Source organism: Pseudomonas sp. AE27 (assembly GCF_037113495.1).
GTDB lineage: Bacteria > Pseudomonadota > Gammaproteobacteria > Pseudomonadales > Pseudomonadaceae > Aquipseudomonas > Aquipseudomonas palmensis.
In genome coordinates this window covers 490724-510983 of the sequence record NZ_CP146966.1, presented here as the reverse complement: position 1 = coordinate 510983, position 20260 = coordinate 490724, and the positions used below count along the sequence as shown (strand labels likewise).

17 protein-coding genes are annotated in these 20260 nt (G+C 59.0%); 1 reads left to right on the top strand and 16 read right to left on the bottom strand.

What is annotated here, in order from left to right:
* Positions 1 to 6 precede the first annotated feature (6 nt).
* From V9K84_RS02360 to V9K84_RS02320, 9 genes are all read right to left on the bottom strand, one after another.
* On the bottom strand, positions 7 to 987 hold the full coding sequence (locus V9K84_RS02360; RefSeq protein ID WP_088514053.1) for an NAD-dependent 4,6-dehydratase LegB: 981 nt from the start codon (positions 985 to 987) through the stop codon (positions 7 to 9).
* 692 nt (positions 988 to 1679) lie between these two features.
* Positions 1680 to 3023, bottom strand: coding sequence for a Wzz/FepE/Etk N-terminal domain-containing protein (locus V9K84_RS02355; protein WP_178075057.1), 1344 nt, complete (start codon positions 3021 to 3023; stop codon positions 1680 to 1682).
* 172 nt (positions 3024 to 3195) lie between these two features.
* Positions 3196 to 4248, bottom strand: a complete 1053-nt coding sequence (locus V9K84_RS02350; RefSeq protein ID WP_088514051.1) for a Wzz/FepE/Etk N-terminal domain-containing protein — start codon at positions 4246 to 4248, stop codon at positions 3196 to 3198.
* A gap of 45 nt (positions 4249 to 4293) precedes the next feature.
* Entirely contained in the window at positions 4294 to 4509 is a 216-nt protein-coding gene (locus tag V9K84_RS02345; protein ID WP_143516615.1) for a hypothetical protein, read from the bottom strand.
* Positions 4510 to 4907: 398 nt separating this feature from the next.
* Positions 4908 to 5150, bottom strand: coding sequence for a lipopolysaccharide assembly protein LapA domain-containing protein (locus V9K84_RS02340; RefSeq protein ID WP_088514050.1), 243 nt, complete (start codon positions 5148 to 5150; stop codon positions 4908 to 4910).
* Between the two features lie 24 nt (positions 5151 to 5174).
* Entirely contained in the window at positions 5175 to 5468 is a 294-nt protein-coding gene (gene ihfB / locus V9K84_RS02335; RefSeq protein WP_043862681.1) for an integration host factor subunit beta, read from the bottom strand.
* 156 nt (positions 5469 to 5624) lie between these two features.
* The gene (locus V9K84_RS02330) at positions 5625 to 6914 is read right to left on the bottom strand and encodes an ISL3-like element ISPpu12 family transposase (protein WP_004574636.1); all 1290 of its coding nucleotides are present in this window, start codon (positions 6912 to 6914) and stop codon (positions 5625 to 5627) included.
* Between the two features lie 21 nt (positions 6915 to 6935).
* Positions 6936 to 7448 carry a signal peptidase II gene (gene lspA, locus V9K84_RS02325; RefSeq protein ID WP_003821921.1) on the bottom strand — a complete coding sequence of 171 codons (513 nt, stop codon included), beginning with the start codon at positions 7446 to 7448 and terminating at the stop codon, positions 6936 to 6938.
* Positions 7449 to 7451: 3 nt separating this feature from the next.
* Positions 7452 to 8348, bottom strand: coding sequence for a cation transporter (locus tag V9K84_RS02320; protein WP_004364974.1), 897 nt, complete (start codon positions 8346 to 8348; stop codon positions 7452 to 7454).
* A gap of 95 nt (positions 8349 to 8443) precedes the next feature.
* Between V9K84_RS02320 and cadR the strand changes: the two genes are divergently transcribed.
* Positions 8444 to 8851 carry a Cd(II)/Pb(II)-responsive transcriptional regulator gene (cadR, locus tag V9K84_RS02315; RefSeq protein ID WP_010794431.1) on the top strand — a complete coding sequence of 136 codons (408 nt, stop codon included), beginning with the start codon at positions 8444 to 8446 and terminating at the stop codon, positions 8849 to 8851.
* Positions 8852 to 9164: 313 nt separating this feature from the next.
* Here cadR and rpsA read toward each other — a convergent pair whose 3' ends face one another.
* The 7 genes from rpsA to mtnA form a co-directional block, all read right to left on the bottom strand.
* Positions 9165 to 10841 (bottom strand): 30S ribosomal protein S1, encoded by a 1677-nt coding sequence (gene rpsA / locus V9K84_RS02310; protein WP_043862680.1) that lies wholly within the window; start codon positions 10839 to 10841, stop codon positions 9165 to 9167.
* Between the two features lie 124 nt (positions 10842 to 10965).
* Positions 10966 to 11652 (bottom strand): (d)CMP kinase, encoded by a 687-nt coding sequence (gene cmk / locus V9K84_RS02305; protein ID WP_088514049.1) that lies wholly within the window; start codon positions 11650 to 11652, stop codon positions 10966 to 10968.
* Entirely contained in the window at positions 11649 to 13886 is a 2238-nt protein-coding gene (locus V9K84_RS02300; protein ID WP_043862678.1) for a bifunctional prephenate dehydrogenase/3-phosphoshikimate 1-carboxyvinyltransferase, read from the bottom strand. Before V9K84_RS02300 ends, cmk begins: the two co-directional genes overlap by 4 nt.
* 40 nt (positions 13887 to 13926) lie before the next feature.
* The gene (gene pheA / locus V9K84_RS02295) at positions 13927 to 15021 is read right to left on the bottom strand and encodes a prephenate dehydratase (protein WP_088514048.1); all 1095 of its coding nucleotides are present in this window, start codon (positions 15019 to 15021) and stop codon (positions 13927 to 13929) included.
* The gene (gene serC / locus V9K84_RS02290; RefSeq protein ID WP_043862751.1) at positions 15021 to 16106 is read right to left on the bottom strand and encodes a 3-phosphoserine/phosphohydroxythreonine transaminase; all 1086 of its coding nucleotides are present in this window, start codon (positions 16104 to 16106) and stop codon (positions 15021 to 15023) included. The genes pheA and serC overlap by 1 nt, the downstream gene beginning before the upstream one ends.
* A 99-nt stretch (positions 16107 to 16205) precedes the next feature.
* On the bottom strand, positions 16206 to 18845 hold the full coding sequence (gyrA, locus tag V9K84_RS02285) for a DNA gyrase subunit A (RefSeq protein WP_054915857.1): 2640 nt from the start codon (positions 18843 to 18845) through the stop codon (positions 16206 to 16208).
* 257 nt (positions 18846 to 19102) lie between these two features.
* The gene (mtnA, locus tag V9K84_RS02280; RefSeq protein WP_078479774.1) at positions 19103 to 20179 is read right to left on the bottom strand and encodes an S-methyl-5-thioribose-1-phosphate isomerase; all 1077 of its coding nucleotides are present in this window, start codon (positions 20177 to 20179) and stop codon (positions 19103 to 19105) included.
* Between the last annotated feature and the right edge of the window lie 81 nt (positions 20180 to 20260).

Genomic DNA, 20260 nt, shown 5'->3' with positions numbered 1-20260 from the left:
CGAACCTCAAACGTTATAGATATTGGCTTTGTATTTGGCCAGATTCTGTGGCTGCGAGAACCATTCCACCGTCTTTTCCAGACCTTGGCGAATGGAGTACTCAGGCTTGAATCCGGTCAAACCATGAATCTTGGAGTTGTCACACCACAGACGGAAAACCTCGGACTTTTCTGGACGAATACGCTGATCATCCGTCAGAAACTCGACCTCGCTGCCCATCAGTTCACGGATCAGGCTGAGGGTGTCACCAACGGAAATCTCAAAATTCGAACCGATGTTGACGGTTTCACCGATCGCACGCTCGCAGCGCGCAAGCTCAAGGAATCCTCGGCAAGTATCAGCAACATAGTTGAAGTCGCGAGTAGGGGTTACGTCGCCCAGCTTGATCTGTTTCTGACCGGCGGCGATCTGACTGATGATGGTCGGAATAACTGCCCGAGCGGATTGGCGAGGGCCATAGGTATTGAACGGACGAGCGATGGTCAACGGCAGATCAAAGGCATTGAAAAAGCTCATCGCCATCGCATCAGCACCAATTTTTGACGCACTGTAAGGCGATTGTGCCTGAAGCGGGTGCTTCTCATCGATCGGCACATACTGTGCGGTCCCGTACACTTCGCTTGTGGACGTGTGAATGATGCGCTTGACGCCGTTCTCCAGCGCAGCCTGGCAGATGTTCAGGGTCCCCTTGACATTGGTATCCACGTAGCTGTCAGGGGCAACATACGAGTATGGAATGGCAATCAGTGCCGCGAGGTGAAAGACAATATCCACATCTTTGGTAATGTGCTTGCAATAATGAGGATCCCTCACGTCGCCGTTAAGCACTTCAACATGTGAAAGACAGTCAACGTCTTCAAGCCAGCCCCAATAGTTGAATGAGTTATATTGGGAAAGCGCCTTAACCTTATAACCTTCGCGCACCAGCAACTCGGTCAAATGCGAGCCGATAAATCCGTCAGCGCCGGTCACCAAAACTGTAGTCATCGTTAAACCCTTAAAGTCTCTTTCCCTGACACTTGCTCAGGGGCGACAAAGATATGAATGTACCATCGAAGAAGCTCGCCAAGGGACCTTGGCGCAGCGACTCAACTGATCGTAAGATGCTGCCTGATCTGCATCCCCAGCGCCCCTTCGCCACTGCTTGCTCGAGAGAGCTCAGCGGCCGGGACGTGCTGCGCCATGCCGCCATGCAAGGCTCACCAATAGCCCTGCTGCCGCGGCTCCAACACCAACGCTGCACAAAGCATCAAAAGCGAGCTTTATGCAGCACAAAATTTTCGAACCACTATACACAAAGACAGAACGCTTCTCCATTGTCCCGCTCTGTCAGCCTACCCCACGGAGCGGTAGAGGGTTTACGCGAACGCAATAGGAGCCCTGAATAAACAGACCCTATGTTCCGCCCAGCAGCGATGATTACCTGAGTAACTGTCCAGTTAAAACAACTATCGACAAGGCTCATCCCAATCAACGAAACATTCACCCGCAGGATCGCATCGCTTATCAGACCACCTTCCATGCTTAACCTATTGCGCACGACAGCAAACATCTGAAAATTCCTAACTCAAGAACGATCACTTCCGACGCGGGATTTTCGCTAGAAAAACTCACCGAAGCCTAGCAGGCAAAATGCCGCAATGGAGCCTGCGCACCCGAGCCTACAGGCCATCAACGACCTACCGACCACTTTCAGGCAGCGAAGGCGCCTGCGTCTTGGCGACCACGGGCACCGCCATTGAAACCTCTTGTGAAAGATGAAGGCGACGCACGACCAACAAATTCCGCATAATCGCCAGAAAAATGCCGCAGACGACACCTACTACCAAGCCCGCCAAGACCAGGATCAACTTTTTCGGCTGCACCGGTGCCACGGGTGCCATTGCAGGCTGATCAATGCTTACCAATCGCATACTGCTTGCGTCCGCCCCCATACTCTCAAGTCGCACTCGCTCGGCTCGCAGCGCCTCGATTCCTTTCAGGAACAGCTCGTCATTATCGCGCTTGCGCAATACTTCGACCTCGCGATTATTGGCGAGCACCAAAAGCTGCTTGCGAATCTCTGCAACTTTGGGATCGGAAAAATCGTCCGACTCACGACGGCGCATTACCTGGCGCTCCGCCTCCAGTGCATCTACACCCATGAAGTACAGAGGGATCTGCTGGTTGGTGACCTCGGTGCGATTAATCGTACCGGAGGAATCGCTATTGGCCATGGAAGAAGGCGTTGAAGGCCTCTTCAAACCCAGGGAACGCGCAATTGTGATTGCCTCATTCAACTGGGCAATACGGTCCTCCCTCAGCAGCTTGAGCTGGCTACGCAACGCCTTCAACTCATCCTGCAACTGCGCGCGCTTCAGACGATCAGCCTCCAGCAACTCGGCGATCCGCCCCTGCTTCGTAGCATCATAGTTGCTGCGTGCAGCAGCTAGCTTTGCATCCACTTCAGCCAGCCGATTGCTGACGATAACCTTTAGGTCGTCAGAAATATGTCGGCGCTCGTTATCAATTGCGTACTCAATCAGTCCGTTGAGCGCATCAGGGCCACTGATACCCTGCGGGTAGCGCATCTGCATATTTACGCTTGTGGCGAACGCGGCGGACTTCTGAACGTCCGTCTGCACCTTCATCTGCAGATCGCGGTTAAACCTCTCGAATGCATGCGTTGGTGCACTGTAGGCCCCAACAAACTGCTCCTGCAACTGAGGATTGGCCTTATAGAAGCCAAGGCGGACCTCATAAGAATCCAGGGCAGACGCAACCCGCATCAACGCCTCATCCGGCGACAGCGAGTAGACACCTGACCGATTCAATGCATCCAGATCATTCAGTGCAACAGAACGCAGCACTGCACTGGTTTCATACTCTGGCGTGGCTGTAAAAGCGTAAATGCCCCCCAGAGCAGCGAACATCAGCGAGAAAGCGACGATCAATTTTTTCTGCTGCCAAACCACCTGGGCGGTCGCCAGAAAATCAAATTCACCTTGTGCGATGACCGGGGGAATACGGGAAACACTTGTCACATTTAAACCTGCTCTGGCTGAAATATACGTACCGTGTCTGACAGACAAGCACCTATACGCTATTGGCGAACTCGCCGAATAGAGCCACAGGGCACACTGCCGCGTCAATTTGCATGCATTGTGCCACCTAATCGCGCCGCGCTCCATACAGGACGCGGCAAGCGCGCTTCACCTAAGAGCGTACGCCTTGATTACTCAACCATACATGCTTCACCAGCGCCAAGATCACCCCCAGGAATAGACCAACCAAAACCCCCAATAGGATGATCAACGCCTTCTTCGGATTGACCGGCATGTCAGGCGACTCGATCCCTCCATCCTGCCGATAGACTTCTACAGTGGCCGGATCGATAGCCAACGACTGATAGAATTCGAAATCAGCCTGTTGCTCACGCAATGTGGAGATAAAAGGATCGTCCGAACTCCGTCGCTCCAAATTACTAATTTCTGCCTCCAGCGCCTCGCTCCCCCGCATATAGGTCAGTGCCCCGTCCATATTTGCAGAAAGCTCCTTGGCGATATCTCCGCTGATGATCGGCGGTCTTACCAACCCAATGGACTTGGCGATAATCAACGCCTCCTTGAGTTGTGCAATTCGGTCCTCTCGCTTGTGCGCCCCAGTCTCGCGCGCCAAGGCAATCTGCCGCTCAAGGTTATTTGCCTTGACCATAGCGTCAGCCTTCACATCCTTGAGCACCTCGTTCTTCGCGCGCTCTCCTGCCATTTGCACATAGCGCATCGCCCACTGTGCAGCCAAGTGCGGATCGGATAGCTTGACAGCAACGGAGTAACGCCCTGGTGACTCGGGATTCACAAGCTCTAGCACGAGCACCTTGCTCATCTGGTTATAAAGGTCATCTTGGGAACGCCGCCCCTCTCGCTGAGTCACCCAAGGCAGGTAATTCGATTCGAAAAACTCACGACGCAATGACTCGGACTGCAGCACGCGCGAGTACACACCGGAAATGTCTTTTACTGACAGCATCATCAACCCCGAGCTACCACCGCGACCGTAGTTGAGATGAGCAATATCATTCTGGGTGGGAGGCTGCACAAACACCTTGGCTTCGTAGGTCGGAGTAACCAGCATGCTGTACGCCACAGCAACTGCCCCCACCAGCAGTGTCGTCACGAGAACCAATAGCCTATGGCACCACAATCGAGCCATCAGCTCCACAAGATCAATTTCATCATCTCTAATCACTCGCTCACGGTCGTTGGACATTTATTTTGTGATTCCCTAGGTCCATTTTCTTTTGAAACCAACCATTTAGATTGGAAGGTCAGTAAACAGCAGATAGCAAAATGATGTCATTGGCATATAATTCTTTAATAAATCATAGCTTAGTGACGTTTTGGCAACCTGCCTGGTGACGACGACATTTTCTTTACGCGCATGCGGCACCGATGCAGAGGCATCTGATAAGGCAACATTCAGATAAGTTCCCAGCGCAGAAGCAAAAGCCACAACACTACTTTCACCCACCTGGCTCACATGCCGAAACACAATGGCAATACTTTGGACAGTACGTAGCCGGCATCGAGCTCAGCATGTGCCAGCATAATCTGCTGCAGCATGACCGTTGAAAGCATGATCAATCGACGGGCCCCAGATTAATGCGAGGTGGACAGCGGGCCCGAGCGCCCACCCGGCATACCGATGCGCAAACCAGAAGAGAGGAGAAACAAAGAGGAAGGAGGGCTTGATAATAGGCTGAAACGCCATAGATGGCGCGGTGGTGAGGAATCGAGAGAAAACATGCGCGATCCATTCCAGGGTATTCAATGGAGCGCCATTACCCCATAAAAGATGGCCGCCGCCACGTGGCATCTTCGCTCAGTAGCTGTAGGAAGATTCTGCATTTTGCAGCCAGGCGGGCTGCGTTACCGACTCATACGCCGGGCACGACCTCTGGCACGCACTGCAACATATGCCCCCATCACCGGCCCAACCAGCAACCCACCCACCAAGGCAACCAGCACCACAACCGACAACGGCAACGCCGGCGCAGCCCACCCAAAAAGCACCAATGCCACCGACTGCTGGTTCTCCAGCACAAACAGCAGCACCACCGCCGCAACGGCCAGCACCACCAGCGCCAGCACTACACGCTTGAGGTTACGCATGACTTGCTCCTTGCTCAGCGGCCATCATGCGCCCTCCTCCTCATCGTTGACCCGATCACGCAGCTCTTTACCGGGCTTGAAATGCGGCACGAACTTGCCGTCCAGACTCACCGACTGACCCGTCTTCGGGTTACGGCCCAGGCGCGGCGCCCGGTAATGCAGCGAGAAGCTGCCAAAGCCGCGGATCTCGATTCGATCCCCTGTAGCCAGGCACTGGGACATCTGCTCAAGCATGGTCTTGATGGCCAGCTCCACATCCTTCGATGAAAGCAGCCCTTGATGGGTGACAATACGTTCGATCAGCTCCGACTTCGTCATATTTTTCCCTTCTTTATCAAGCAGCTAGATCATTGCTTACTCTGTTTGTAGCACGCCCTAGCTGATTTGAACAGGGTGGTTCTTGACTTAATAAAATTGGGTATACGGATTTAATGGTTGATGGGGCACCTTCACCCCATCAATCTGATACCACCCTCAGATGGTTGATAGATCGACTCCGTAGTTGAGTTCCTCTGCGAAGTCCGGCAGTCCGTAACCGATGGTTTTCTTGTAGAAAGGAGAGACCTTCGCAGTCGGTGCCTTCTTCTTGTGCTTCGTGGTGTAGAGCATTCGTGCCCGCATCACCTCGAAGGAGTAACCGCGCCCTTCACGGTTCTTGTCCTTGGCCAGTCGGTTGATGGACTCCGTGTAAGCGTTGGTGACGGGCATGTCCGTCTCGAAGTAGGTCATGGTCTCTTCGCGCCAGTTTCCCACTGCCCTGACCAGATCGCTCCAGACTTCCTTTTGGCCCTTCGGGATGGTGGCTATCCACTCGTCCAGGGCGGCTTCTGCCTGGAGCCGTGTGGTGGCGTCCCAGATGCCGTAGAAGCGCTCCTTGTGCTCGTAGGCGGCCAGCAGTTGCGGGAACGCGCCTGTCCAGGTCTCCATGATGAGGCGCTCCCGGTCTGAGACTTCGTGAGCGCGTTTCAGCAGGATTTTCCGGTCTCCCTTGAGAGTCCGGCTCTGGGACGGTTTCAGCTCCTTTCTGAGGCCCTTGCGCACTCTCTCTAGGGCATCGTTGGCCATGCGCACCACATGGAACTTATCGACCACGATACGGGCCTGGGGCAGCACAGCCTTGACCGCTGCCCGGTAGGGGTTCCACATGTCCATGCTGACGATCTCGACCTTCTGCCGGTCTTTCAGCTTCATCAGGTAGTTGGTCACCACGTCCTGGCGGCGGGTGGCCAGCAGGTCGAGCAGGGTTCGCTCCTCAATGTTGGTCAGAATGCAGCGGTAGCGCTTGTTCAGGTATAGCTCGTCAATGCCCAGGATGCGGGGCGTCTCGAAGCGGTGCCAGCGCCCCAGGAACTCGGCGCGGGCGTTGAAGATGTCGCGCACCGTCTTCTCGTCCAGGCCGGTCTGTGCCGCCACAAAGGTGTAGGGGTGGTTGAAGGATTCCTTCTCCACGTACTCATGCAGCCGCAGTGTCATACGGAATCCGTCCACCATCTCCGGTAGCTGGGGCCTGAATGTTGTCTTGCAGGCCCGGCAGGTGTATCGGCGGCGGACCACCCAGAGAGTGACCCGCTTGCCGTGGATGGGCAGATCACGATAGGGAACGTCACGCTTGCCGAACCGTACGAACTCACCCTGCACGCCGCATTCCTCGCAGGCGATGGGATCGGGCACGTCCACCTGGAAGTGCATTTCGTCGTCGGTTGATTTGCAGCCCAGTACTTGGTATTGCGGCAGGTGAAGGATGTTGTCGGGAAGTTCGGTCATGGTGTTGTATAGGCGTAGGTGTCAGTCAGATCCATCCGACTCGGCATTGGTGTTTGCTTTTTTACCCAACAAGCTGCTGGAAACGAAAAGTAAGGCACCGAGGACAATTGCAATATCAGCCAGGTTGAAGGCCGGCCAATGCCAGTCTCGCCAATAGAAATCAAAGGAATCCACAACATAGCCGCGAAAGACCCGGTCAATCAGGTTGCCCATGGCGCCACCGAGGATAAGACTGTAAGCGATGGCTTCTCCTTTATGACGATTTTCAAGGATCAGCTTGATCAGAAAAATCGAGACCACTACCGCGATTCCGATAAAAAAGTAGCGCTGCCAGCCTCCACCATTCGCAAAAAGACTGAATGCGGCACCGGTGTTCCATAGGTGCACCCAGTTAAAGAACGGGGTCACCGAAACATACTCGCCATAGGCCATTGATTGCTGCACCAGCCACTTTACAGCCTGATCAGACGCTGCCAGCAGGCCCGATATGGACAATAGGGCATACGGCGAGAGCTTTTTGCCAATAATGAGCATTATTTAACCCTTCAACGCCAAAATGCGTCTGGCACCGTTAAGTACAATGCCCCCCGCGATGGTGCCGATAATCAGATCCGGATAATTGGAACCGGTCCACGCGACCAGGGCGCCGGCGGTGATGACCCCCAGGTTGATCACCACGTCGTTGGCCGAGAATATCCAGCTTGCCTTCATGTGCGCCCCGCCTTCCCGATGTTTGGATATGAGCAGCAGACAACTGGTATTGGCAATCAATGCGACGAATGCGATAGCCATCATCACCAGCGATTCAGGCTCACTACCGAATACAAAGCGTCTCACCACCTCTACGAGCACGCCCACAGCCAAGATCAGTTGCAGTACACCAGCAAGATGCGCGGCACGTACCTGCATTTTCACGCTATGTCCAACCGCATAAAGGGCAAGCCCGTACACCGCCGCATCGGCAAAATTGTCCAGGGATTCTCCAATCAGGCCGGTGGACCGGGCGATCAGACCGGCAGTCATTTCCACCACGAACAGAAGTGCATTGATGCCGAGCAACCAGCGCAGGGTCCCGGATTCTTGCTTAGCAGAAGCTGCCGAAAACTCGGCGGCCTTGATGGTCTCCGGATTTGCAGCGACGGTTTCCTGAAGCGAGGCGCCTAGCCCCAAGGTCTTCAGTTTCGAGGTGACGGGCTCGACCTCGCCGTCATGCACGACCTTCAGCCGGCGGTTCGACAAGTCGAAGGACAGCGCCCGAATCTCCTCAAAGCCGTTCAGGGCTAGGCGAATCATTCGTTCTTCTGATGGACAGTCCATCTTCGGCACGGCATAAACACTGACCCATCTCCCTGGCGCCTCGGAGGAGGCCTGTATATCGGTATCCGCTGCGGACGTTGCATCACCGCCACAGGCGCCACCACAGGATTTGCTCATGATACGACTCCACTTGAACAATGTTGTGGTACCATTTAAAACTATAAAGCTACTATAAGGTCAATAGAGTAAAGAATCCGTTGGGGAGGAGGCTGATGCGCATTGGTCAGTTGGCGCAGTTGGTAGGGGTCGAAACACAGACGATCCGCTTCTATGAACAGCAGGGCTTGTTGCCGCCGCCTGATCGGCAGGACAACGGTTACCGTGTCTATACCGAGAAACACGTTGAGCGGCTGGCCTTTATTCGTCGCTGCCGCATCCTGGATCTGTCACTGGCAGAAATTCACGAACTAAAGCGCTATCAGGACGACCCTCATCAGCCTTGTACCGCCGTCAACGCCTTGCTCGATGATCACATCTCTCATGTGCGGTCGCAGATAACCGCTCTGCAAGCGCTTGAGAAACAACTCGTTTCACTGAGAGCGAGTTGCAACGATGACCGGGAAGTTGAGGCGTGTGGGGTTCTTGCTGGAATTAGCGAAGGAAACATGCACCAGCAGTAGGTGAAGCATCAACCAGATAATCCGATGAGATGCCGGTCTGTCTCACTCTCATGCAAAGGTAAGATCAACCATTTAATCCGCTTACCCATAAAATTTTCAAGATTTGCGCACAAGGGTGACAAGTGAGTGCCGCTGCCCGCAGGTGAGGCGGGGCATGGGATTGGCGCATTTGCTTCGCCCTGACATGGACGAATGCGCCCTGGCGGAACACAGGAAGGCATGGGACCCCCTGCAGACTCATCGGCAAACAGACATGAATCGCAGGCACAAAAAAGGGCGACCGAAGTCGCCCTTTTTAATGATCAAGCAGAACTCAGTTCTGTTTGGCCATTGCTTCGCGCAGCAGTGCAGCCATGGTGGTATCGGCGGCAGCTTCCGGAGCGGCTTTCAGGCTCTGGATTGCTTCTTTCTCTTCAGCATCGTCTTTCGACTTGATGGAGAGGTTGATTACGCGGCTCTTGCGGTCAACGCTGATGATCTTGGCTTCAACTTCTTCGCCTTCCTTCAGAACGTTACGCGCGTCTTCAACGCGGTCACGGCTGATTTCGGAAGCTTTCAGAGTGGCTTCGATATCGTCGGCCAGGGTGATGATAGCGCCCTTGGCGTCAACTTCTTTAACGATACCTTTTACGATAGCGCCTTTGTCGTTGACAGCAACGTAGTTGGAGAACGGATCGTCTTCCAGTTGCTTGATACCCAGGGAGATACGCTCGCGCTCTGGGTCAACCGACAGGATGACGGTGTCCAGCTCGTCGCCCTTCTTGAAGCGACGTACGGCTTCTTCGCCCACTTCGTTCCAGGAGATGTCGGACAGGTGAACCAGACCGTCGATGCCGCCGTCCAGACCAATGAAGATACCGAAATCGGTGATCGACTTGATGGTGCCGGAGATCTTGTCGCCCTTGTTGAACTGGCCAGAGAAGTCTTCCCATGGGTTCGACTTGCACTGCTTGATGCCCAGGGAGATACGACGACGCTCTTCGTCGATGTCCAGAACCATGACTTCCACTTCGTCGCCGACTTGTACGACTTTCGAAGGGTGGATGTTCTTGTTGGTCCAGTCCATTTCGGAAACGTGTACCAGGCCTTCCACGCCTTCTTCCAGCTCTGCGAAGCAGCCGTAGTCGGTCAGGTTGGTGACGCGCGCCATGACGCGGGTGCTTTCTGGGTAACGTGCCTTGATAGCAACCCATGGGTCTTCGCCCAGTTGCTTCAGGCCCAGCGAAACGCGGTTACGCTCACGATCGTACTTCAGTACCTTGACGTCGATCTCGTCGCCAACGTTGACGATTTCCGACGGGTGCTTGATACGCTTCCAGGCCATGTCGGTGATGTGCAGCAGGCCATCAACGCCGCCCAGGTCAACGAATGCGCCGTAGTCGGTGAGGTTCTTGACGATACCCTTGACTTGCTGGCCTTCCTGCAGCGATTCCAGCAGAGCTTCGCGCTCGGCGCTGTTTTCGGCTTCCAGGACACTGCGACGGGAAACGACAACGTTGTTGCGCTTCTGGTCCAGCTTGATGACCTTGAATTCCAGCTCTTTGCCTTCGAGGTGGGTGGTGTCGCGCACTGGGCGGACATCAACCAGGGAGCCCGGCAGGAACGCACGGATACCGTTAACGTCGACAGTGAAGCCGCCTTTAACCTTACCGTTGATAACGCCCTTGACCACTTCTTCGGCGGCGAAAGCTGCTTCCAGAACAATCCAGCACTCGGCGCGCTTGGCTTTTTCACGGGACAGCTTGGTTTCGCCAAAGCCGTCTTCGACCGCGTCCAGCGCAACGTGAACTTCGTCACCGACCTTGATGGTCAGCTCGCCAGCTTCGTTGTAGAACTGCTCGAGCGGGATGACGCCCTCGGACTTCAGACCGGCGTGGACAGTAACCCAGTCACCGTCGATATCGACAACGATACCGGTGATGATCGCACCTGGTTGAAGGTTGAGGGTTTTCAGGCTTTCTTCAAAGAGTTCTGCAAAGCTTTCGCTCATTTTAATTCCTGTAGATTAGGGCGAGACATACGCCCATCAGCCACATTCCAGACAATGTGGGTTTCGTTCATATAAAGGGAAAGCCTGCAGGACGTTGACTGGTGCCCCTGCATGCCGCCCTGTATCAGGCGATATCGCGAAGTGCGATCTCGCTTCTGATGCGTTGCAACACCTGTTCGATGGACAATTCCGTGGAATCCAGCTGGATTGCATCGGCCGCCGGCTTGAGCGGGGCCACTGCGCGCTGGGTGTCGCGCTCATCACGCGCACGTATCTCATCTAGCAGACTCGACAGACTAACATCATCGCCCTTGCTCTTCAACTGCAAGTAACGACGACGCGCCCGCTCCTCGGCGCTGGCCGTGAGGAAAATCTTCAAGGGCGCGTCTGGAAACACCACCGTCCCCATGTCGCGCCCATCGGCGATCAGGCCGGGAGACTCCTGAAACGCCCGCTGGCGCTGCAGCAGCGCATCACGCACCGCCGGCAGCGAAGCCACCATCGATGCGCCAGCGCCCACGGTTTCGGTACGGATCACATTGCTCACATCATCCCCCTCGAGGATGATCTGCTGCAACTTGCCCGGCTCGGCGGCGATGAACTGCACGTCCAGATGGGCGGCCAGCTTGACCAGCAGCTCTTCATTGGTCAGGTCGACACCGTGGTTGCCGGCGGCGAATGCCAGGAGGCGGTACAGAGCACCGGAATCCAGCAGCTTCCAGCCCAGCTCGCGGGCCAGCATGCCGGCAACGGTACCCTTGCCAGAACCGCTAGGCCCGTCGATGGTGATGACCGGTGCCAGGGCGTTCACGACTTGCCCTCTTCAGCTACGCGGATGCCGACTTCGGCACACAGCGCGAGGAAGTTGGGGAACGAGGTGGCGACGTTGGCACAGTCATGGATGCGAATCGGCGCGCAAGCGCGCAGCGAGGCGACGCTGAAGGCCATGGAGATACGGTGGTCGCCATGCCCATGCACTTCGCCACCACCAATGCTGCCGCCGTCGATGATGATGCCGTCCGGGGTAGGCTCGCACTTCACGCCCAGCGCCAGCAGGCCGTCGGCCATGACCTGGATGCGATCCGACTCCTTCACCCGCAGCTCTTCGGCGCCGCGCAGCACGGTACGCCCTTCGGCACAGGCCGCAGCCACGAACAGCACCGGGAACTCGTCGATCGCCAGGGGCACCAGGTGCTCCGGAATCTCGATACCCTTGAGCCTGGCGCCGCGCACTCGCAGATCGGCTACCGGCTCGCCGCCGACTTCACGCTGGTTTTCCAGGGTGATATCGCCGCCCATCAGTTGCAGAATGTCGATGACACCGGTGCGGGTCGGGTTGATGCCGACGTGCTCCAGTACCAGCTCCGAACCCTCGGCAATCGAGGCCGCGACCAGGAAGAAGGCCGCCGAGGAGATATCGGCCGGCACCTCGATGTGGGTGGCGGTCAGCTTGCCACCCGACTCCAGCGAGGCGGTAGGGCCATCGACGCTCACGCTGTAGCCAAAACCGCGCAGCATGCGCTCGGTATGGTCACGGGTAGGCGCAGGCTCGGTGACGGTAGTCTTGCCCTGGGCATACAGGCCGGCCAGCAACAGGCAGGATTTGACCTGGGCACTGGCCATCGGCAGTTTGTAATCCAGCGCCTTGAGCGTATGGCCACCGCGGATGGTCATCGGCGGGCGGCCCTCGGCGGCGGTCTCGATGACCGCACCCATTTCGCGCAGCGGGTTGGCCACACGGTTCATCGGGCGCTTGGACAGCGAAGCATCGCCGGTCAGCACGGTGTCGAACGGCTGCGCGGCCAGCAGGCCGGACAGCAGGCGCATCGAGGTACCCGAGTTACCCAGGTAGATCGGGCCAGGCGGCGGCTTGAGGCCATTGAGCCCCACCCCGTGAATGGTCACGCGACCATGGTGCGGGCCTTCGATGACCACGCCCATGTCGCGGAACGCCTGCAGGGTCGCCAGCGCATCCTCACCCTCGAGGAAGCCTTCCACCTCGGTGGTGCCTTCGGCCAGGGAGCCGAGCATGATCGAGCGGTGAGAAATCGATTTGTCGCCTGGTACGCGAATACGGCCGGACAGGCGGCCACCAGGTTGTGCCAGGAAAATCAGGTCGTTGGAGTTCATAGCGTCCACATAGGCCCGACGGGCCAGGATTTTACTGAAATGCTCGCGGGCAACCCGGGCGCGGGTGAAAACGCCCAGCAGCTGGTGCCCATCCCCTGCATCGACCGCGTCGCGCAAGGCGTCGAGGTCGCTGCGAAATGTATCCAGTGTGCGCAGGACAGCCTCGCGATTGGCGAGGAAGATGTCATGCCACATGACCGGGTCGCTTCCGGCGATTCTTGTGAAATCGCGGAACCCACCGGCAGCGTAACGGAAGATATCGAGGTTTTCATTGCGCTTGGCCAGCGAATCGACCAGGCCGAAAGCCAGCAGATGCGGCAGATGACTGGTTGCCGCCAGCACTTCGTCGTGGCGCTCCACCTGCATGTGCTCGACATCGGCATCCAGTGCACGCCACAGGCGATCGACCAGAGCCAGGGCGGCCGGGTCGGTTTCTGCCAGCGGCGTGAGAATCACCTTGTGACGACGGAACAGGGCGGCATTGGAGGCCTCCACCCCACTCTGCTCGGAGCCCGCGATCGGATGGCCAGGTACGAAACGCGGCAGTTTCTCGGCAAAGGCTTCGCGCGCAGCACGCACCACGTTGCCCTTGGCGCTGCCCACATCAGTCAGCACCGCTGCACCCAGATCAAGCTGCGCCAGGCGCGCCAGGAGCTTTTCCATGGCCAGGATCGGCACCGCCAGCTGGATCACGTCAGCCCCGACACAGGCCGCAGCCAGGTCCTCTTCACAACGGTCGACCACACCCAGCTCGACCGCCAGCTTGCGCGACTGCGGGTCCAGGTCGACACCGACCACCTCGCGGCACAGGCCACTTTCACGCAGGCCCTTGGCGAACGAGCCGCCAATCAGGCCCAGGCCCACCACCACCAGCCGGCCAATGACGGGCCCGCCTTGCTTTACGACTTCAACCACGGAGCAGGACCCTGTTCAGAACATCACGCATTGGCATACCTCAGAGCACCGCCTTCGGATACGAGCCCAGTACCTTCAGGGCCACCGCCTCCTGGCTGATCTGCTCCAGCACCGCCTTGATCAACGGGTCACGATGGTGGCCGACGAAGTCGATGAAGAACACGTAGGTCCACTTGCCGCTGCGCGACGGACGGGTCTCGATGCGGGTCAGGTCGATGCCGTTCTCGTGGAACGGTACCAGCAGTTCGTGCAGCGCACCCGGCTTGTTGCTCATCGAAACGATGATCGAGGTCTTGTCATCACCGGTCGGCGGCACTTCCTGGTTGCCGATCATCAGGAAGCGCGTGGCATTGTCCGGACGGTCTTCGATTTTCTCCGCCAGGCGTGTCAGACCGTACAGGCCGGCCGCCATGTCACCGGCGATCGCCGCCGAATTCCACTCGCCCTTGACCCGCTTGGCAGCTTCGGCATTGCTCGATACCGCCACCCGCTCGACGTTCGGATAATGAGCATCCAGCCACTTGCGGCACTGGGCCAGCGACTGGGCGTGGGAGTAGATACGGCTGATGCTGTCGGTCTTGGTATTCTCGCCCACCAGCAGGTGGTGGTGAATGCGCAGCTCGACTTCGCCGCAGATCACCATGTCGTGCTCGAGGAAGCTGTCCAGGGTGTGGTTGACCGCACCTTCGGTGGAGTTTTCCACAGGCACCACGCCGAAATTGACCGCGCCGGCGACCACTTCGCGGAATACCTCGTCGATGGCCGCCATCGGCTTGCTGATCACGGCATGGCCGAAGTGCTTCATGGCTGCGGCCTGGGTAAAGGTGCCCTCAGGCCCCAGGTAGGCGACCTTGAGCGGTTGCTCCAGGGCCAGGCACGACGACATGATTTCACGGAACAGCCGGGCCATTTCCTCGTTGCCCAGCGGGCCCTTGTTGCGCTCCATCACGCGCTTGAGCACCTGCGCCTCGCGCTCGGGCCGGTAGAACACCGGCACCTCGCCATCTGCCAGGGTCGCAGTCTTGACCCGGGCGACTTCCTGGGCGCAGCGCGCACGGTCGCTGATCAACTCGAGGATCTTCTCGTCGAGGCTGTCGATGCGCACGCGCAGGGCCTTGAGTTCCTGTTCGGACATCAGGCGTGTTCCTTCTCGAATTCACCCATGTAGGCCACCAGTGCCTCCACGGCATCCAGGCCCAGGGCGTTGTAGATCGAGGCACGCATGCCGCCCACCGAACGGTGACCCTTGAGGTTGAGCAGGCCACGCTCGTCGGCGCCCGCCAGGAACGCCTTGTCCAAGCGCTCGTCGGCCAGGCGGAACGGCACGTTCATCCAGGAACGGGCATTGCTGCTGATCGGATTGGTATAGAAGTCGCTCTTGTCGATGAAGCCGTACAGGCGGTCCTTCTTGGCGCGGTTGCGCTGCTCCATGGCAGCGACGCCGCCCTGCTCCTTGAGCCACTCGAACACCAGGCCCGAGAGGTACCAGGAATAGGTTGCCGGGGTGTTGTACATCGAGCCGTTGTCGGCCGCGACCTTGTAGTCGAGCATGGTCGGGCAGCTGCTGCGGGCACGGCCCAGCAGGTCTTCACGCACGATCACCACCACCAGGCCGCTGGGGCCGATGTTCTTCTGCGCACCGGCGTAGATCAGACCGAACTGCGACACGTCGACCGGACGCGAGAGGATGTCCGAGGACATGTCCACAACCAGCGGCACGTCACCGGTCTGCGGCACCCAGTCGAACTCCAGACCACCGATGGTCTCGTTCGAGGCGTAATGCAGGTAGGCGGCGTCCTTGGTCAGGTTCCACTCGTTCTGACCCGGGATGGCCAGGTAATCGTAAGGCTTGGCGCTGGCGGCGACATTGATGTTGCCGTAGCGACGCGCTTCCTCGATCGCCTTTTTCGACCAGATGCCGGTCTCGATGTAGTCGGCCGTACCGCCCTCGGGCAGCAGGTTCAACGGGATCTCGGCAAACTGCTGGCTGGCGCCGCCCTGCAGGAACAGCACCTTGTAGTTGGAGGGGATGGACATCAGGTCGCGCAGGTCCTGCTCGGCCTTCTCGGCAATGGCCACGTAGTCGTCGCTACGGTGGCTCATCTCCATGACCGACAGGCCTTTGCCGCGCCAGTTCAGCATTTCTGCCTGGGCACGCTGCAGCACAGCTTCAGGAAGCGCAGCAGGGCCTGCGCAGAAGTTAAAGGCTCGTTTGCTCACATCCACTCTCGCTCTGCTCTTGATGTCTGTGGGAGCAGACACCGCAGTGGCGGGCCTGCCCGCCCCCACAGCCGCTCCCATAGGTTGCGCTACTACAATTTATTCCTGCGGCGTCTCTTCGTCAGCTGCAGCGTCCAGTGGCGACCCTTCGCCGGCGTCCACGTCAGCCTCGGCATCCGCCACGAAGTCTTCGTCGTCTTCCTCGTCGGACGGCTCCTGCACCCGCTCCAGACCCACCAGGGTCTCGTCGCTGGCCAGCTTGATGAGCGTCACGCCCTGGGTATTGCGGCCCAGGCTGGAGACTTCGCCGACACGGGTACGCACCAGGGTGCCCTGGTCGGAAATCAGCATGATCTCCTCGCCTTCCTGCACCTGTACCGCACCGACCAGACGGCCGTTGCGATCGTTGCTGACCATGGCGATGACGCCCTGGCCGCCACGCTTGTACTCGGGGAACTCGGCGATGGCGGTACGCTTGCCGAAACCACGCTCGGAAGCGGTGAGGATCTGGCTGCCTTCTTCGGGGATGATCATCGAAATCAGCTTCTGCCCCTCGGCCAGGCGCATGCCGCGCACACCGCGGGCGGTACGCCCCATGGCACGCACGTCGGACTCCTTGAAGCGGGTGACCTTGCCGGCATCGGAGAACAGCATGACCTCGCGCTCACCATCGGTGATGGAGGCGGAAATCAGGATGTCGCCTTCGTCCAGCTCCAGCGCGATCAGGCCGACACTGCGCTGACGACTGAACTGCTCCAGCGGGGTCTTCTTCACGGTGCCGTTGGCGGTGGCCATGAAGATGAAGTGGCCTTCGGTGTATTCCTCCACCGGCAGCATGGTGGTGATGACCTCGCCCTCGCCCAGCGGCAGCAGGTTCACCAGCGGACGACCACGTGCGGCACGCGACGCCTCGGGGATTTCGTAGGTCTTGAGCCAGTACACCTTGCCCTTGCTGGAGAACAGCAGCAGCGTGGTGTGGCTGTTGGCGACCAGCAGGTGCGAGATGTAGTCCTCGTCCTTGACGCCGGTGGCCGACTTCCCCTTGCCGCCACGGCGCTGGGCCTGGTAGGCCGCCAGCGGCTGGGTCTTGGCGTAGCCGCCGTGGGAGATGGTCACCACGCGGTCTTCTTCCGGGATCATGTCACCCAGGGTCAGGTCCAGGCGTGCATCGAGAATCTCGGTGCGGCGCACGTCGCCATATTCGGCACGGATCAGCTCCAGCTCTTCGCGGATCACTTCCATCAAGCGCTCGGCGTTGTTCAGGATGCGAATCAGCTCGCCGATCTGCTTGAGAATCTCCTGGTACTCGGCCAGCAGCTTCTCGTGCTCCAGGCCGGTCAGGCGGTGCAGGCGCAGGTCCAGGATGGCCTGGGCCTGTTCGGGCGAAAGGTAGTACTTGCCATCACGCAGGCCGTACTGCTCGTCGAGGGTTTCCGGGCGGCAGGAATCGGCGCCGGCGCGCTCGACCATCACCTGCACGGCGCTGGACTCCCACGGCGTGCCGATCAGCGCTTCCTTGGCCTCGGACGGCGTCGGCGAAGCCTTGATCAGGGCGATGACCGGGTCGATGTTGGACAGTGCGACCGCCTGGCCCTCGAGGATATGGCCGCGTTCGCGGGCCTTGCGCAGCTCGAACACGGTACGGCGGGTGACCACCTCGCGGCGGTGACGCACGAACGCCTCGAGCAGGTCCTTGAGGTTCAGCACCCGCGGACGGCCGTCGATCAGCGCCACGATGTTGATGCCGAACACGGCCTGCAGCTGGGTCTGGGCGTAGAGGTTGTTGAGGATCACCTCCGGCACTTCGCCACGGCGCAGCTCGATGACGATGCGCATGCCGTCCTTGTCGGACTCGTCGCGCAGCTCGGTGATGCCCTCGAGTTTCTTTTCCTTGACCAGCTCGGCGATCTTCTCGATCAGCCGCGCCTTGTTCAGCTGGTACGGCAGCTCGGTGATCACGATCTGCTGGCGGCCACCGACCTTGTCGATGTCCTCGACCGTCGAGCGGGCACGCATGTAGATGCGCCCGCGACCGGTGCGGTAGGCCTCGATGATGCCCTGGCGACCGTTGATGATCGCGGCAGTCGGGAAGTCCGGCCCCGGGATGAACTGCATCAGCTCATCGACCGTGATGTCGGCGTTGTCGATCAGCGCCAGGCAACCGTCGATGACTTCACCGAGGTTGTGCGGCGGAATGTTGGTCGCCATGCCCACGGCAATACCGCTGGAGCCGTTGACCAGCAGGTTCGGGATCTTGGTCGGCATGACCGCCGGAATCTGCTCGGTGCCGTCGTAGTTGGGCACCCAGTCGACGGTTTCCTTGTGCAGGTCTGCCAGCAGCTCGTGCGCCAGCTTGGTCATGCGCACTTCGGTGTATCGCATGGCCGCGGCATTGTCGCCGTCCACCGAACCGAAGTTGCCCTGGCCGTCCACCAGCAGGTAGCGCAGCGAGAACGGCTGGGCCATACGGACGATGGTGTCGTAGACCGCGGTATCACCGTGGGGGTGATACTTACCGATCACGTCACCGACCACACGGGCGGATTTCTTGTACGGTTTGTTCCAGTCGTTACCCAGTTCACTCATCGCAAACAGAACGCGGCGATGCACGGGCTTCAAGCCATCACGCGCATCGGGCAGTGCACGCCCGACAATGACGCTCATCGCGTAGTCGAGGTAGGACTGTCTCAGTTCGTCTTCGATATTGACCGGTAGGATTTCTTTGGCCAGTTCGCCCATGAGAAGCCTGATTCCTTTTTCTGGTGAAACCTCGTCACATCCATATGGGACGAACGAAGCTCGCCGCTGCAAGCAGATGACCGGCAGCGACTTACGACAAATCAACGAGTTATGCCATGGATCTGCGCAGTAAAGACCGCCTCGGGAGGCGGTCTTGGAAACCGTCGGATGTTACCACAGTCCCGATAGGCTTGGGAGTATGGCAAACCGCCGCCCGATCTGAGGCTGGCTTGCCGGCAAAGGGCGCGGCGCGGACCTCAATGCAACCGCTTGCGGCACATCAACTGCGCCATCTTGGCCGCGTCCGGACGCTCGACGATGCCCTTTTCGGTCACGATCACGTCAATCAGGTCTGCCGGCGTCACATCGAACACCGGATTGAAGGCCTCTACCCCGGCCCCGACCCGTTCGCCGCCCACCTCCAGCAGCTCGCTGACATCCCGCTCCTCGAGCATCACCTCCTCGCCACTGGCCAGGTTGAGGTCGATGCTCGAACTGGGCGCCACCACCATGAAGCGAACCCCATGGTGCATGGCATTGACCGCCAGCTGGTAGGTGCCGATCTTGCTGACCACGTCGCCATTGGCAGTGATGCGGTCGGCGCCGACGATCACCCAGGTGATGCCTTTGGTCTTCATCAGGTGCGCGGCGGCGGAATCCACGCCGATGGTCACCGGCACCCCTTCGCCAGCCAGCTCCCAGGCGGTCAGCCGCGACCCTTGCAGCCAGGGCCGGGTCTCGGCCACGTACACCCGCTCCACCATGCCTTCCAGGTACGCGGCGCGAATCACCCCCAGCGCAGTGCCGAACCCGCCCGTGGCCAGCGCGCCGGCATTGCAGTGGGTGAGGATGGCCTGCTCGCTGCCCTGGTGCCTGCGAATCAGCTCGGCGCCCAGCTGGGCCATGGTCAGGTTGGCTTCACGGTCGCTCTCGTGAATGGCCTCGGCTTCGGCCAGCATGATCGCCAGCACGTCATCCCCGGCCTTGATCCGCAACAGCCGCTCGCGCATGCGGTTCAGTGCCCAGAACAGGTTGACGGCGGTGGGACGGGCTTCACCCAGCAGCTCGAAGTCCTCTTCCAGAGCCATTTCCCAGTCATCGCCATCCGCCAGGCGCTGGCGCAGCGCCAGCACCAGGCCATAGGCCGCACTGATGCCGATGGCCGGGGCGCCGCGCACCACCATGGTGCGGATGGCCTCGGCCACCCCGACGGCATCGGTATACGCCAGCCAGCGCTGCTCGAACGGCAGCGCACGCTGGTCGAGCAGATACAGGGCACCATCCCGCCAATCGATGGCCGTCACCTTCTCCGCAGCCAACAGTCGATCGCGCATGCCTCACCCCGTCATTCGGACATCAAAAGCGCACGATTATAACGAGCCCCAGCCGCGGACGCTCGGGTATACTTCGCCCCC